The 16,311-nt window shown below is 49.1% G+C and carries 10 protein-coding genes; all 10 read left to right on the plus strand.

Going from position 1 to position 16,311, the window contains the following annotated elements:
* The 10 genes from QFZ80_RS03560 (at window position 1) to QFZ80_RS03605 (ending at window position 16,296) form a co-directional block, all read left to right on the plus strand.
* Entirely contained in the window at window positions 1-387 is a 387-nt protein-coding gene (locus QFZ80_RS03560; protein WP_307557300.1) for an exo-alpha-sialidase, read from the plus strand.
* Window positions 326-1,036 (plus strand): exo-alpha-sialidase, encoded by a 711-nt coding sequence (locus QFZ80_RS03565; RefSeq protein WP_307557302.1) that lies wholly within the window; start codon window positions 326-328, stop codon window positions 1,034-1,036. The genes QFZ80_RS03560 and QFZ80_RS03565 overlap by 62 nt, the downstream gene beginning before the upstream one ends.
* A 78-nt stretch (window positions 1,037-1,114) precedes the next feature.
* Window positions 1,115-4,309, plus strand: coding sequence for a glycosyl hydrolase (locus tag QFZ80_RS03570; protein WP_307557304.1), 3,195 nt, complete (start codon window positions 1,115-1,117; stop codon window positions 4,307-4,309).
* A gap of 43 nt (window positions 4,310-4,352) precedes the next feature.
* Complete coding sequence (locus tag QFZ80_RS03575) at window positions 4,353-6,719, plus strand: helix-turn-helix domain-containing protein (RefSeq protein WP_307557306.1); 2,367 nt, start codon at window positions 4,353-4,355, stop codon at window positions 6,717-6,719.
* Between the two features lie 133 nt (window positions 6,720-6,852).
* Window positions 6,853-8,292 (plus strand): SWIM zinc finger family protein, encoded by a 1,440-nt coding sequence (locus QFZ80_RS03580; protein WP_307557308.1) that lies wholly within the window; start codon window positions 6,853-6,855, stop codon window positions 8,290-8,292.
* Window positions 8,293-8,605: 313 nt separating this feature from the next.
* Window positions 8,606-10,420: a HEAT repeat domain-containing protein gene (locus QFZ80_RS03585; protein ID WP_307557310.1), complete on the plus strand. Its 1,815-nt coding sequence runs from the start codon at window positions 8,606-8,608 to the stop codon at window positions 10,418-10,420.
* Window positions 10,396-11,487: an ATP-binding protein gene (locus tag QFZ80_RS03590; RefSeq protein ID WP_307564005.1), complete on the plus strand. Its 1,092-nt coding sequence runs from the start codon at window positions 10,396-10,398 to the stop codon at window positions 11,485-11,487. Before QFZ80_RS03585 ends, QFZ80_RS03590 begins: the two co-directional genes overlap by 25 nt.
* Window positions 11,445-13,817: a DUF5682 family protein gene (locus tag QFZ80_RS03595; RefSeq protein WP_307557313.1), complete on the plus strand. Its 2,373-nt coding sequence runs from the start codon at window positions 11,445-11,447 to the stop codon at window positions 13,815-13,817. Before QFZ80_RS03590 ends, QFZ80_RS03595 begins: the two co-directional genes overlap by 43 nt.
* A gap of 3 nt (window positions 13,818-13,820) precedes the next feature.
* Complete coding sequence (locus QFZ80_RS03600; RefSeq protein ID WP_307557315.1) at window positions 13,821-15,032, plus strand: VWA domain-containing protein; 1,212 nt, start codon at window positions 13,821-13,823, stop codon at window positions 15,030-15,032.
* A gap of 13 nt (window positions 15,033-15,045) precedes the next feature.
* Complete coding sequence (locus QFZ80_RS03605) at window positions 15,046-16,296, plus strand: stalk domain-containing protein (protein ID WP_307557317.1); 1,251 nt, start codon at window positions 15,046-15,048, stop codon at window positions 16,294-16,296.
* Window positions 16,297-16,311 lie beyond the last annotated feature (15 nt).

The raw sequence follows: 16,311 nt of genomic DNA on the forward strand, positions 1-16,311 counted from the left end.
ATGAAGCTGATCAAGCAAATCAAACAATTTGTGTTCGAGGAAGACCGTCCATTCAACAGCTGCCACGCTTCGACGGTTATTGAATTCCCTAACGGGGATCTGCTGGCAGCGTATTTTGCCGGAAGCAAGGAAGGCAACCCGGATGTCGCTATCTGGTGCTCCAAGAGAACGAATGGCGACTGGTCGAAGCCGTACAAGGTTGCCGACGAAGAAGGGCTCGTTCATTGGAATCCGGTGCTGTTCCGCAAAGACAACGGCCAAATTGTGCTTCACTATAAAGTCGGGTCCCCGATTCCGAAATGGTATACAAGGGTAGTTATATCGGATGATGACGGTGCGACATGGAGCCAGCCTGTCGATCTGGTTGCCGGGAGACATAGGCGGTAGAGGGCCGGTCAAGAACAAGCTGATCGTCCTGAAGGACGGCACATGGTTAGCCCCTGCATCGATCGAAGGTGATGTTTGGGATTGTTTTGCCGATATTTCTAATGATCAAGGCGTAACTTGGTCACGCAGCGAGCTGGTGCCGGTCAACCATGGGAATGAGGAGCAGATGGGATCAAGGGGAGACATGCAGCTGGTGCGGGGCAAAGGGCTCATTCAGCCGACACTTTGGGAATCGAAGCCGGGTCATGTGCATATGCTCATGCGGAGCACGGCAGGATTTATATACCGCAGCGATTCGTCCAATTCGGGAAGAACATGGTCGCCGGCCTATAGAACGTATCTGCCAAACAACAACAGCGGGTTCGACTTGGCTAAAATGGATGACGGGACGCTCGTACTGGCTTACAATCCGGTCGGCATGTATAAAGGGCCGCGCATGCCTCTTCTGTTAAGCGTTTCCAAAGACAACGGAGAGTATTGGGAAGAATTCATGGTTCTGGAGGCAGAATACCGTTCGTTCACGATTCCCATTGAGCCGGGAGAGTACTCGTATCCGGCGGTCATCGCCCGAGGGAACCGTATCAATGTGACGTACACATGGAAGCGGGAACGGATTGTATGCTGGAGTCTTGAAGTCGAAATGGCTTAATGCATAGGTATCGCATTCCAAACAGCGGCAGCCTGGACTTCAGTCAATGTTTCAATGGAATCAAAGAGGAGGTTCGTTATGACATGGCCATCGCAACTGAAGAAGCAATTTGAGCAGCCCCCTGCTGCTTACCGGGCCGTTCCATTTTGGGCATGGAATGACGATTTGAAGAAGGAAGAGCTGCGTCGTCAGATTGAAGATATGAAAGAGCAAGGAATGGGCGGCTTTTTCATGCATTCCCGGGACGGTTTGGAGACGCCTTACTTAAGTGAAGCTTGGATGGATGCCGTAAAAGAATCGGTTGCAAAAGCAGAAGAGCTTGGCATGCAGGCATGGCTGTACGATGAAGACCGTTGGCCGTCTGGCTCTGCAGGCGGCAGCGTACAGGCCCATGGTGACGAATACCGATCCAAAGGTTTGACGATAGAAGTTGTACGCGGGAATGGCTCATTTGAGGACGACGGCCGGGTGGCTGCCGTGTTTAAAGCGGTCATCGAGGGGAATGAAGTTCACAGCTGTGAGAGGCTTTCATTGGGAACGATGGAAGCCTCGTCAGAATTGGCTGCCGTCGATTCAAGTGCAGTTTCATCGACAGCAGCAGCCCAAGCGGACTCTGCAGCATCGGCGCGTTCTCCTTTGTTTACTGGCGAGGAAGTGCTTCTCGTCTTCCGTATCGAGGTTTCCGCCCCAAGTGAATGGTTTAACGATGAAGCACCGCCAGACAGCATGAATGCGGATACGGTCCGTCAGTTCATCAACGCTACTTACGAAGTATACAAAGCGGAAGTGGGCGACCAATTTGGACGTACCATCACTGGCATTTTCACGGATGAGCCGGGCGTCCATGACCGCAACTGCGCATTTACAGCCGGCCGCGGCTGGGTGCCGTGGACGTACTCGCTGCCCGATTATTTCTCAGAGAAGCGTGGTTATGATATTCTGGATGTACTTCCTTATCTTTATTTTAACGGCAGCCTATCACCGATGGTCCGACATGATTTCTGGCGTACCGTATCGGACAAATTTTGCGAGTCCTATACCAAACAATTAGGGGATTGGTGCGAAGAGAACGGCCTGGCTTTTACCGGGCACTATTTGTGGGAAAGCGCCTTGGGCGTAGCGACAAGAGTGGGTGGAGCCGTGATGCCTCATTACCGTTACCAGCATGTGCCTGGCATTGATATGCTCTGCGAGCAGACGGATGAGTATATGACGGTAAAGCAATGTACGAGTGTGGCGAACCAGTATGGCAGGAAATTCGTTATTTCTGAAACGTATGGGTGTACCGGCTGGGAATTTACATTTGAAGGGCAAAAATGGATGGGTGATTGGCAGTATGTGCTTGGCGTGAATGTAAGATCGCAGCATCTTGCGTTATATTCAATGAAAGGCTGCCGCAAAAGGGATTATCCGCCCGTTTTCAATTACCAGACTTCTTGGTGGAAATATAACCGTATTATTGAGGACTATTTTGCCCGGATCGGTGCGGTCATTACCGAAGGCACGCCAGTCAGGGACATGCTCGTCCTACACCCGTCCTCATCCGCTTGGTCGATGCTTGGCACGGATCCGTACGGGGCCGCAAGACGCGGTTTGGACCGGGATATTCCCAGTATTGACCTTTACGGGGATGAATTTAATGATCTGCTGCGCGTGCTGCTCGGAGCGCATTACGATTTCGATCTCGGGGATGAGACGATTATGGCCGAAGCCGGCCGGGTTCAAGACCGTAAGCTGTTCGTCCATCTGGCGGGCTATCAGACCGTCGTTATCCCTCCGGTCCGCACCATGCTGCGGAGTACACTCGACCTGCTCTTGGCTTTCCTGGAAGCCGGAGGCCGAGTAATTGCTATTCTGCCCGCTGCGACAATGATCGAGGGCAGAATGTCGGGGGAACCGGCAAGGCTCTACGCCCATCCGGGAGTAACGGTCGTCGATAAGCCTGGCCGGTTAATCGCAGCTCTTGAACAACTGCAGCCAAGAGCCGTCAGCATTCAAAACCGCTATGCGGCGGAGGTGCCTGAATTGCTGTATTTGTTGAAAGAAACCGGTGACGGACATACCTTATTTATCGTAAATAATGACAGGCATCAAGCGTTTGATGTTTGTATTCAAACAAAGGCGGCAGGCCGCGTTGAAGAATGGAACGCGCTAACCGGCAGCATTGAACAGGTTCCTTCCTGGACCGAGGCCGGCGAGTTGCGCTTTTATGCTCGATTTGGTCCGACGGATTCCAAACTGTATGTCATCATTCCGGAACAGCCTGACAGCATCGCGAACGAGCCTTCCAACTTCAAACCGCCGGCGCCTCTGACTGACGATGATTTGTACGCGGCCATTGGACCTGTGTTCCAGTTCAGCCGAACGATGCCCAATGTGCTGACATTGGACCTGTGTGCTTACCGTATAGGGGATGCGGACTGGTCGGAAGAGAAGGAAATTTGGGTGGCCCAGCGTGAAATTCGAGAAAAGCTGGGCATGCGCCAGGTGTATTATAATGGGATTACCCAGCGTTACAAGTGGATTCATGAGGCTCATCCGCAGGATGGCACACCAGTTAGTTGGAAGCTGATCTTTCAGGTCATGGAAGCGCCGGCTGCCCTTGTGCACCTTGTCATTGAGGGCGCACGTCTGTTCAGGATTAGCCTGAACGGACAATCGGTGACCTCTGCAGCCGACGGATGGTTCGTGGACCGTTCCATGGACCGAGTGCTGCTAACCGGGATCCGCCAAGGGATCAATGAATTAGAATTGTCATGCGCCTACAATCAAGCGATGGAAATGGAAGATTGCTACATCACAGGCGATTTCGGAGTGAGCGCGGCGCGATGCATAACGGCCGAGCCGGACACGCTTCACACAGGAGACTGGTGTCTGCAGGGTTACTATCACTACAACGGCAGCATCATTTATTACGCGGATTATCATCATCAGCATGAGGCGAATAGAAAAGCGTTGCTGCTGCTCGGAGATTGCTCGGCGGTGACAATAGAAATCCGGGTCAACGGCCTAACAGCAGGACATGTGCCATGGAAAGCGGCGGACGGTATCGATCTGACCCCATACTTGAACGACGGCCCCAACAAATTGGAAATAGAAGTGATGGGCAGTCCGCGCAATATGTTCGGCCCGTTTCATGAAGCGCGCGGACGGACCGCGACTACGGACTGGAGCTCCTTCCGTACAACGGGTAAGGACTTCACTCCTGATTATATCGTGCAGCCGTACGGTTTAATGGAGCAAATAAAAATAATCAGGTCGAAAGAAGCGTAACTTATTGTCGTAACATCGGAGGCGGAAAGAGGGCGGGAAAGCAGTGAAAATACCAGGGCTTAAGCAACTTAGCGGCATGCAAGGCAAGCAGAACCGGCTGTTCCTAACTATTTTATGCTATTTCCTGTCTCTTTTAATCCCGATTATTATTATCGGCGTTTCTGAATATTGGTATTCCGTCAGCATCATGAAAAATGAGTTTAACCAGCGTATTTCGACGAACCTGAAATCTTCGGCCAATGCGGTGGATTCCTATATCAAAACGGCACAGGAAACCAGCGTCAGCTTTTTGTATGATGATACGGTACAGACGCTGCTCATGCCCAAAAATGCGCAAAGCTTGGAGGTCAAATCCGAGCTGTGGCGATTGCCGCGCATTTTGCAGCGCAACGAGAACATCGTCAGCCATTTTGCCGATTCGATGTTCGTTTATATCGATAACCAGGACGTTTATGTCAGCGGCGGCGTCAATTATTTCGAATCCTTTTTTAGCAACATATACAAGTATGAAAAATATGACGCCAGCTACTGGATGAGCAAGATGAGCTCGAATAAAAGCGTGGAGCTGCTTCCGGTTTCGCAAGTCATTCAGGAAAAAGTGAACGTCAAACAAGTGATCCCCATCGTGATGAGCAACCGGATCCGCAACCACAGTGCTGTTATGGTCGTCAATATCGCCGTGGATACCATAGAAAGGACATTGAAGGGGGGAGCCGTGTTTGGTTCAACCAGCTTTGTCGTCTTCGACGGCAACCAGGAGCTTATGTACGATGCCAAAGGGTACTTGAACGATACGTTAACCGCGCAAAACTTAAAAGCTTCTTTTGATGAAAACAGCACTTCGAATAAGTTGGAGGTCGGTGGTAAACGTTACCTAGTGGCCTATGTGAAATCCGATTTGTACGGATGGAATTACTATTCGTTCACGCCTCTTGATGAATTCAATCATTATACGGTCGGTATTTTGCAAATGACGCTGCTGCTGTGCTTGGTGCTGATGGTCATGGGAATCGCATTTTCGTTCGTGTTCAGCCTGCGCATTTACAATCCGATCCGTAATATCCGGGACATTATTGCCCAGAAAAACGTGACCGTGAACGGAGAGCATGAGGTCAGTGCAGCGGCCGACGAGTTCGAGCTCATACAACAGGGAATCAATCGGATGTCCGACAGCCACCAGCTTTATAAAGTGAAATATGATAAGCAGACTCACGAGTATGTGGAGTATTCGCTGCTGTTTTTGTTAAAAGGACATACGATCAACCAAGAAGAAATTTTACGCGAAACATTGAAGGCAGGTTTCGGCTTCACCCGTTCCGGATTTATATGCTGCACCGTGTTTTTTGATTTCAAGGCTGCCTTTTATGATGATATTCAGGATACGGAACGAATCTTTATTATAAACGGCATAAAAAAGATTGTATGGAATCTGCTAGGCAGTCAAATTCCGTGCTACGTATTGGATCACCGGCAAAATATGTTTGTATGCTTAATTAATATGGATGGTCCGCAGGAGACGGAGCTGCTGCATCCCGCTTTCCTACGCATGCTTAATATTTTTGAGTACGATATTCGTATGTATTATGATATTACGATTGGGATTGGCACATTTTATGCGAATGCAAATGATATTGGAGCTTCCTATAACGAGGCGATGACGGCGGTCAGCAAGCGCAATAAAGATCAGCGATTTCAAATTGTCGATTCCAACCAAATGTCGATTGAGAACAGCTATAGGTATTCGCTCCACGACGAGCAAAAAATAGTAAACTACTTAAAGCTCGGCGATGTGCAGGCCGTGCGGGATGTCGTTGCGGGAATCGTAGAAAGCAATGAGCAGCGCAGTATTTCTTATGAGCATACACTTCAGCTGTATAAGGAAATGTACGTGACTGGTGTCCGGTTTTTAGCGGAAAGAGGGCAAAATGCCGCACAACTGAATATGGAGCGGGAGCTCCCCTATAGCGGCAGTGCGTTCGAAGAGTCGTTTTTCGGCACGAAAGAGCTGGAGCCTACGATTTGTGAATTTTTCACGCGAATCATCGAAATGACGAAAGCCCAGAGAGGCGGCTCAAAGTCGGGCAATCTCGTATCGTTGATTGAACAATATATCCATGATCATTACACGCAGGATCTCGGGCTCGAACAAATTGCCGAAGAGATGGGCGTTTCCGTCAAGTATGTATCCAGGGTGTTTAAAGATAAAAAAGATGAATATTTAACAGACTATATCAATCAGGTACGTATTGAAAAAGCGAAGGAAATGCTGGTACAAACGGAACTGCGCGTTAACGAAATTGCCGAGAATGTCGGGATCCACAGTCGTACTACATTTCTAAGAGTATTCAAGAAAGTGGAAGGCATCACACCAAATGAATACCGCACCCTGCACAAGAAGGAGCTGCATTAAGCAGCTCTTTTTTTGTTTTTCTAGTTTTTCTATTTCTTCGTTCTATTCGCGACGGAAATTCCATACCCATGAAAAAGGAAAATTAGGAACAGTGTGGAAACTGTTTGTATAACCAAGTTATGAGGAGTACTAGATGAATTATTTAACGGAATCGTATGTAGACAGTTTAGCGCTTAACAGCAGTGCCATCAAGAATGGCAAGGATTTGGTGAAGAAAAATAGTTTTCCGCTGCTCTGTCAGTCGGAAGATGGGACGATCATTTTTGGGGAGTGCAAAGGAAGCGGAAAGGACCCGTATCGGTGTTCGGTCGATGTGGCGAAAGAGGGGAATCCCGTATTCCGCTGCTCATGCCCGAGCCGTCAGTTTCCGTGCAAACACAATCTCGGTTTGATGTATGCCTTTACATCAGGCAAGACGTTCATCACTGCACCTGTTCCACAAGATATTGCGGATAAAAGGGAAAAGGCGGAGAAGCGGGAAGAGAAGAAGAAAGAAGCATCCAACCCAGATACTCCAGTTGTTAAGCGCAAGACGAACAAGTCAGCATTAATGAAGAAAATAGCTGCACAGCTTGAGGGCATCAGTATTGCTGAGAAGCTTATTCTGCAGCTTGTTCAGTCAGGGCTCGGAAGTCTGGACAAAAAGTCGCTGAAAACTGCTGAAGAGCAAGCCAAACAGCTTGGTAACTATTATATCCCGGGGATCCAAACGGCCCTTCGTGAATGGATGCTGCCGTTCCGCGAGGAGGAAGATCGGGAAACCGTGTATACCAACGTTATTGAACAGCTCACTACATTGCAAGCGTTGATCAAGAAAAGCAGGGACTACCTCAACAGTAGATTGGAAAATCCAGATCATCCTATGGATACGGAATCAACATTGGAAGAATGGATTGGGCATGCCTGGCAAATCGCAGAACTGAGGGAGTATGGTCGTGTTCGCAGCGAGTCCTCGGAACTCATGCAGTTGTCGTTCCGATCCTATACGGATCAGGCAAGGGGCGAGTTCATAGATGAAGGATATTGGTCGGAACTACAAAATGGACAGATCCATTTCACACGAACGTATCGTCCATTCCGTGCAGCGAAATACATACGTGAAGACGATTCCGTATTTCAAGTTGTCGAAGCGAAAGAACTTGCGCAATACCCAGGGGAGCTTAACACAAGGGTGCGCTGGGAGGAAGCGACGTTCCGCGAAGCCGACTTACAGGATTTTCAAAAGATCCTTGCTTCAGCTCACAAATCATTCCCTGAAGTCATTAAACAAGTGAAGAATCAGATTAAAAATCCACTTTCGGACAAGCGCCCTGTCGTATTGCTGCAATTTGCCAAGATCATGAAGACAGAAACTTCCTTTGTGCTGTTAGATGAACAAGGCAAGCTGCTTCCCCTTTCTGACATCCCATATCTCAGTGAGCCTACGATACATTTGCTGTCTATGCTAAATAAGGCGTTCCTACAGAATCAAGCGCTTCTGGTTATGTTCGAGCACAATTGGAAGCATAACAGACTTGAGGCGCAGCCATTAAGCATCGTTACGGCAAATGAAGTCGTTCGATTGCTTTATTGATGTTTTCGAGAGAATGTTAATGTTAACAGGAAAAACTCCTGTAAATTGCTTCAAACTTCGTTATTCTGAGACTCCTAACTGGAAATTCCCCTGCTAATATATTCGAATTTCGGCCAATCTTCAAATAAACGCTAATTTAGCAGGAGTTTTTCCTGCTAGAACGACTCAAGCGCTAGCGTGGCGCAGATTAGATGGAGAATTTCCTGATAATCCAATCCAGCTATAAAGATCTCGATATGATTTTGCAGCAAGGTGTTCAAGAACTGATATTTGAGTAGTGCTTTATTGACGAATAGAATTAGGAGACGAACTCATGAGTATAGATCTATTGTTTGAGCTGCAGCATGAGGTGCGGCGTTTGTTTATTGCAGGTAGCGGGATGGCGGCAGGCGATTTGCGTTTGCAGAAAATGCTTCCCCAGCTGCAGAAGCTGGGCGAGTCAGCGCCGGTGTTTAACCGGATGGCGCAAGCGGTTAGTCAAGTTCTGGAGGCAGAAACGAGCGGTTCGGCAAGTAAGCTGTTAGAGTTAGGTACTCTGTTGAATTCCGTACTGTACACGCAAGGAAAAACGGAGACGAAAGAGGACCTCGTTTCTATGGAAGGAACGGAAGCGAAGCTTTCGACGACAATCGCTTACCGCAAGCTGCACCCACTTGTTGAGGCATTGACGCAAAAAGGTCAGGGTCGAATGGAGCAGCTTCGTCAAGGGTACGACGATGGGTTGTTTCATGATTTCCGCGTCATACCTGCCGCTGTTTCTGCGTTAGATGACAGTTATGTAGAAATACCCGATTTTCTTCATCGAAAAGTGCTGCCCACACTCGGAATGGAGGCACTCCCCGCGCTTCAGCAGCAATTCCGGCCGGATGGCGGGAAAGGTGACGCCCGCAGATTGGAACTGATCCATGATTTGCTTCGACTATCTGCCTTAGACCTCCTTCTTCAAGCTGCCAAACAGGGTTCAACGGAAGTCCGTTCCACGGCAATTGAGCTTCTGGGCGATTATCCTGATCAAGAGGATTTTATTCTAGAGCAAGCTGATGATAAGAAAAAAGAGATACGCCGAGCCGCCTTATTCGCCTTATCTCGTCTTGGGACGGAGCAAGCCATTGCTCGCCTTTTCAAGGCACTGGGTTCGAAGGATCAGGATCTTGCCATAGAGCCGATTCAATTATGCAAGGCCAACGATTTGACTCTCAGTGTCATCGGGCATGCAGAAAGTGCGCTCCAGCGAATCGTTCAACGTACAAATGTGGAAGATTCCGCACAGCAGTTAATGGCGGACATCCGTAGCTTACAAGGTAAACGTGTACCTGAAGTCGTAGATTTCATAGAAAAATTGCTGTCTACGCCTAGTTTTATTGTTCCGGAAACGGAAACCATACAGGAAGCCGCTGCCGATCTTCTGCTGCAATTAGATCTGCCGGAGGCAGACCGTTTTGCAGTGACTTTACATGAGGTATACAATCGCAAATTTATTGCTTACAGCTTTAGAGCGGCCATCAAGATTCTTCCTCCAGAGGACGTCTACGAACGCTTTTGCCATGATCTTAGGGATAAAAAGCAGTCGACAGCAAAGGATTTGCTGCGAGTATTGTATGAAGTGACACCTCCGCTGTTAGACCAATTAGATGAGCCAGTGGTGGCTGCTTCATCCGATTTTACAACATGGGATCCAAGATGGGTGCATCTGTTTGTAAAATTGGATGAGGAAGAGCTCGTATGTAGATTTGCTCAGGACTCTGACCCGAAAGTCACAGCTTATCTAGTCAAAAAATGCAAAGAACTGCCTAATTTTAACCGAAGTAAAACAGCTAATATGTTGTTGATCCTATTCAGCCAAACCTATCCGGATGCGCCAAAGCTGCTCATGGATATATTGGAAAAAGGCGGAGCCAAGCAGTTCTATTACTTGGATCGTGCGCAGCTTACATTGCTTTCTTTACTGCCAAGGACTTATGCAGAGAGATTGCAGCAATTTGCAGAAGGGCTATCCTATCAAGGCATGAAAAATCAACTGCTAGAAATCGCAGAAACGATAGCAACGAGGCCGGAACAAACCGAGCTCTCAGATAACGAAGAGAAGGGACAGGGATTATGGGGATGGATCAAAAGCAAGATGTCGTAAGGTTACCCTCTGAACGTTTATATACCCACGAATTGGAAGCTTTGAAGAAATTGGATCAGGATGTGAAGCCAGCCGGGTGGCAGCTTTCTCCGAAGGCGGTACTGACGTTTCTGATTGGTGGACATGTAAAAGGGGTCGCGATTACTCCGAAATATATTGGCAATAAGCGGCTGGTAGAAATGGCGATAGCCACGCTGCTGACAGACCGTGCTCTCATGTTGATCGGGGAGCCGGGAACGGCTAAATCCTGGCTTTCGGAAAATCTGACGGCAGCCATCCATGGGGATTCTGGCAAGGTCATTCAAGGAACGGCAGGCACGAGCGAGGAGCATATTCGTTATTCATGGAACTATGCCATGCTGCTTGCGCAAGGACCCTCTGATCAAGCGATTATCAAAAGCCCGGTTTTCCGCGCAATGGAAACAGGAGGGATTGCCAGATTCGAAGAGATTTCGCGCTGTGCGTCCGAAGTACAGGATGCTTTGATCTCCATCCTGTCGGAGAAGACAATCTCGATTCCGGAGCTGGGCAGAGAAGTGTTCGCTGCAAGGGGATTCTCACTCATCGCAACGGCCAACACGCGCGATCGTGGAGTGAATGAGATGTCAGCTGCCTTGAAGCGGCGATTTAACATCATCGTGCTTCCATCCCCTTCGGATATTGATACCGAAGTGGAGATTGTTCGCAAACGTGTCAGAGAGATTTCGACGAGCTATGAATTGAGAGCGTCGCTCCCAGAGGAGGAAGCGGTGCGCAAGGTTGTGACGATTTTCCGCGAGCTGCGCAGCGGGATGACACTCGACGGCAAAGAGAAGGTGAAAGGGCCGAGCGGTGTGATTTCGACGGCTGAAGCAATCTCACTGTTAACGGGCAGCATGGCGCTTGCAGGAAGCTTTGGCAGCGGGCAGATCAGTGAAGAGGATATAGCTGCCGGGCTGCAGGGAGCTATTGTGAAAGACGAAGAGAAGGATCGCCTCGTATGGAAGGAATATCTAGAAAATGTGATGAAAAAGCGGGGATCGACATGGAGAAATCTGTACTTCGCGTGCTCGGAGATGAACAACTAGATCGCAGTCAGGGGTTTCATGTTTTTGGTATACGTCATTTATCTCCTGCAGGTGCTTTTCACCTGCTTGCTTTCTTAGATGAAGTGAAGCCTACGGCAGTGCTCGTTGAAGGACCCAGCGACGCAAGCGGGTTTATTGCTGAACTGACCTCGCATGGTGTTGTCCCGCCGATTGCCATTTTAGCGTATACGGATCAACTGCCCATAAGGACCCTGTTGTACCCGTATGCGGATTATTCGCCAGAGTATCAGGCGTTTCAGTGGGCTAGCCGCAACGGGGCACAGGCTGAATTTATCGATCTGCCTTCCGAACATGCCTTGGCTCTATACGAGCAAAGGAAACGGAGGTCATCTTCTGCCAAAGGCGAGAGTAATCAAACTGAGAACGATGATTTTCAGGCTTATGTCCATGGACAGAGGACACTGTATCAGCAGCTTGCCGATCTTTCGGAAGAACCAGACTACGAGGCTTACTGGGAGCGTCATTTTGAACATAATTTGCAAAAAGACGCCTACCGCCATGGCATTTATCAATTCTCGGCTCAAATGCGGGAGCTGACTGCTCAGCAGGAGTGGCAATTTGCGCCACAGGAGGCGGCTTACAATGAGATTCGGGAAGCTTACATGAGGCGCAAAATTCAGGATGCTATTAACGCTGGGCACGCTCCTGAGAAAATAGTAATCGTAACTGGCGCACATCATGCCTCCGCATTAGATTTCCGCTTTCCTGTAATGACGGATGAAGTGATGAAGGGGCTGCCCAAGACGACAACCAAGCTTACGCTGATGCCTTATTCTTACTATAAGTTGTCATCGCACTCGGGCTATGGGGCAGGGAACCAAGCACCCGCTTATTTCGAGTTGTTCTGGCAGTGCCTTCAAAAAGGTGATCTGAGCAGGCTGCCTTCTTTGTATTTTTCTCAGGTAGCTGCTCATCTCAGGGAACATGGCACTTATAGATCCACAGCCTCGCTCATCGAAGGTGTGAGGTTAGCAGAGGCGCTTGCTGCTTTGCACGACGGTAATCAACCTACGTGGAAAGACCTGCGGGATGCAGCAACGGTATGCCTTGGTCATGGGGAGCTTTCGACAATTGCAGAAGCTTTGGCAAGGACAGACGTGGGAACGGCCATCGGCAGATTGCCAGAAGGAGTCAGTCAGACACCAATTCAAGATGATTTGAACAGAGAACTCAAGCGACTCAAGCTGGAGAAATTCAAATCTACGGTTGCTATAACCTTAGAGTTGGATTTGCGCGAAAACCGTAGGGTGAAGTCGGAGGAAGCGGCATTTCTGGATTTGAAGCGGTCTGTTCTCCTTCACCGTCTGGAATTGCTAGGCATTAACTTTGCCAAGAAGCAAAGAGTAATTCAAGACTCCGCATCATGGGCGGAGAACTGGGTGCTGCAGTGGACGCCAGAAGCTGAGATCCAGACGGTGGAGTCGACATTGAAGGGGGAGACGATTGAGCTGGCCGCGGCTTTCGTGCTGAAGGAGCGGCTTGATGTTTGCAGCGATATCGCGGAAGCTTCGCGCATCATTCGGGTCGCCTGCGATTGCACGTTGACGGAGCTAATGGAGCAGGCCAAATCTACGCTGCAAGGTCTTGCGGTGGATGCAGGCAACTTCGAGCAGGTCGCAGGGGCGGCCTACGAGCTGTCGGTGTTGATCCGTTATGGATCGATTCGCCGAATCGAAACGGATACCCTTGTTCCGCTGCTCCAGCAGTTGTTCCTGCGGGGAACCTTGCTTCTCGTAGATAGCGCGGGCTGCAACGATGATGCCGCTCAGGGCATGGTTCGAGCGATTCAGTCGCTGCACACCATTGCCCAAGACCATTTTGAAGCGGTAGACGACGGTTTGTGGTTGAATAAACTGCAAGAGCTGGCTTCTCGGGATGATCGAAATGCAAAGCTGTCGGGCTTCGCCTTCGCTATATTGCTTGAGCGAAATGAAATACCGGATGAACGTGTTGCGATGGAAGTTTCGCGTCGCCTCTCACCGGGGATTCCCGTTGATCTGGGAGCGGGATGGTTTGAAGGCATGTCGATGCGCAACCGATACGCACTGCTGTCTAGGATTTCGTTGTGGCAGCAGCTCGATGCCTATATCGGATCGCTGGATAAAGAGGCATTCCAACGTTCACTTGTGTTTCTGCGACGAGCTTTCGGTTCATTCGAACCGAGGGAGAAAGCATCGGTGGCCGAGATGATGGGCGATATTTGGGGTGTTGAAGCAGATAACGCCGGAACTGCTTTGCAGCAGCCGTTAAGCGAGGAAGAGAAGGAGAAGCTGGATGAGCTCAACGATTTTGATTTTGGGGATTTGTAGCCTATGACCATAATAGATCAAGAACAATTAAAGCGTTGGCGGTTAATTCTGGGTGCAGCTTCTGAAGAGAAGCTGCAGTCTTTTGGCGCTGGAGACGGAATGCTCGACGAGGAGTCGAAACTCATGGATGAGGCGCTTGCCGCGATCTATGATGAGACATCCGGCATTAGTGCTGATGACGGTTCGAACGTGGGTGGCTCCCGCAAAGCGGGGCTTGGGCCTTCGTCCCCGAAGCTAGCCAAGTGGCTGGGCGATATCCGCACCTTTTTCCCGCCGGACGTGGTCTCCGTCATTCAGTCCGATGCCATTGAGCGCAAAGGCTTGAAACAGCTGCTCTTCGAGCCAGAGCTTCTTTCCCAAGTGAAGCCGGATATCCAAATGGTAGCCACATTAATGGCGCTCAAAGGGAAAATTCCGGAGAAAACGAAAGAAACAGCAAGGCAATTAGTGAAAGCCGTTGTAGATGAAATCGTGAAGCGGCTTTCGCAGGATTTGCGCCGAGCTGTTACTGGTGCCTTGAATCGCAGGCAGCATTCGCCGCTGCCGTCGACCACGGGACTGGACTGGAACACAACCATCCGCAACAATCTTAAGCACTACGACAAGGAGCGCGGTCTCCTGCTGCCGGAAAAAGTCTACTTCTTTGACCGAGCACGTCGCAGCAAAGAGTGGACGGTCATCCTCGATATTGACCAAAGCGGTTCGATGGCGGGTTCCGTCATTTACGCGTCCATTATTGGTTCTATTTTCGCCAGTATGCCGGCTCTGGACACGCGAGTGGTTGCTTTTGACACCGAGGTCGTCGATTTAAGTGAGCAGTGTGCAGAAGATCCCGTTGATATGCTGTTTGGGATTCAGCTTGGCGGTGGGACGGATATTAACAAATCCATCGCTTATTGCGAGCCTTTTATCACGGAGCCGAAGAAAACGCTGTTTATCTTGGTCTCGGACTTATATGAGGGCGGCAATCGGACAGAGATGATTCAAAGGCTTGTCGACATGCATCAGGCCGGCGTGAAGACGATCTGCTTACTCGCTTTATCTGATCAGGGCGTGCCTTCTTATGACGATGCAGTTGCTAAAAAACTGGCGCAATACGGTATCCCTTGTTTCGGATGTTCTCCCGAGAAGCTCCCGGAATTGATGGAAGGTGCATTAAAAGGGCATGATCTTGCGGTGCTTGCGGAGAGGGTGAAGCATGGTAAGGGGATGTAGAGGGAGTGTGCTCTTGAAAGGTAGGATTCACGGATTGTTGTGTTTTATTTGTTTGCTGGGTCTGTTTATCGGTTTTATAACGCCTACGGCTTATGCTTGTTCCCGCGGGCCGACAACGTTGGAGGAAGATTTTCTGGAAGCGAGTGCGATCTTTACGGCGAAAGTCACGAGCGTGGATGCCGTGTATCCGTCGCAGAAAGCGGCAGTGGTGGAACCGGATAAAGTATTCAAGGGGCATTCTTCGGCCTTTGTTTTGACCAATGATGACTCAGACCAATGCGGGGCCGGTATCGAAGTTGGGGAAACTTATCTATTTTATTCCCACGGCTGGGATTTACCCTATGTTAGTGTATTTGACACGCATCTTCGTGGTACGGAAAGAACAGAAAAGCTGACTCAGTGGCTCTCAGATAGGACTGAGAAACAACAACCTTTGCCTCCACGGACAGAGACTATACTTACCCACAGACAGGGAGAGATCCGGGTGTTTTTTGAACATCATGATAGAGGGTTCTCGAAAAAGTCGTTCATAACGAACAACTCCATGTATGTTCCTCTCTCCTTTTTCAGCGATACACTTTGGTATTCGGCGGACTGGAATAGGGATAAGAATGAAATTGTCATCGATACAACGAACCGTTTAGAATTCGAAGAGCCAGCTCCCGATGCCCTCCTAGCTCCCCATAGAGGGGCACCTAAAGAAATTAGCGCAGCGTACAATGAGATTAAAATCAAAGTGAAAAGTGAAACCCTACAGGAACATCCGGAAGCTTTTGTTTCTGGCGATGAAATCTTTGTTCCTTTACGCGCGATCGCGGAAAAGCTTGGTTATGAAGTCGAATGGGTAGACAGTTCTTCTTCTCTCATTCTCCACCTCCCCCTTGAACAGCAGAGTGGGCCCAAAACTTTGTCCATGAGATATAGGAATAAAATCGGGTTGGAAGGCAGCCTTGAAATAGAGCGGTTAACAGCGAATGAGATCACTTATCGGGCTTACCACGGACATCTTTCGAAAGGTATTGAAGTTAAGCCAGAAACGGTTCCTTTTGCGGAAATGTTAAAAGAAGAACTTGGATATCGAAAATACGGGCTACAATTTTATTTGAGAATGGATAAGCAGGACATTCGGATGTTGGTGTCTTATGAACTCCTTCGAAAAATCGAGAGTGATGCTTCATTTCGCGAACAAGTTGGGGTGAAATTAGGAGAGCCGATGAGACATATACCTCGTAACAGGATACTGACTGTAAAAAAATTTGAATGAAAATAGGAGTACCTT

The sequence above is a fragment of the Paenibacillus sp. V4I7 genome, from assembly GCF_030817275.1.
GTDB lineage: Bacteria > Bacillota > Bacilli > Paenibacillales > NBRC-103111 > Paenibacillus_E.

Bases quoted from the DNA above. Each gene is read 5' to 3' on its own strand.
- QFZ80_RS03590 (WP_307564005.1), top strand. From the start codon at position 10,396: ATGGATCAAAAGCAAGATGTCGTAAGGTTACCCTCTGAACGTTTATAT.
- QFZ80_RS03580 (WP_307557308.1), top strand. From the start codon at position 6,853: ATGAATTATTTAACGGAATCGTATGTAGACAGTTTAGCGCTTAACAGC.
- QFZ80_RS03560 (WP_307557300.1), top strand. From the start codon at position 1: ATGAAGCTGATCAAGCAAATCAAACAATTTGTGTTCGAGGAAGACCGT.
- QFZ80_RS03585 (WP_307557310.1), top strand. From the start codon at position 8,606: ATGAGTATAGATCTATTGTTTGAGCTGCAGCATGAGGTGCGGCGTTTG.
- QFZ80_RS03600 (WP_307557315.1), top strand. From the start codon at position 13,821: ATGACCATAATAGATCAAGAACAATTAAAGCGTTGGCGGTTAATTCTG.
- QFZ80_RS03570 (WP_307557304.1), top strand. From the start codon at position 1,115: ATGACATGGCCATCGCAACTGAAGAAGCAATTTGAGCAGCCCCCTGCT.
- QFZ80_RS03595 (WP_307557313.1), top strand. From the start codon at position 11,445: ATGGAGAAATCTGTACTTCGCGTGCTCGGAGATGAACAACTAGATCGC.
- QFZ80_RS03565 (WP_307557302.1), top strand. From the start codon at position 326: ATGATGACGGTGCGACATGGAGCCAGCCTGTCGATCTGGTTGCCGGGA.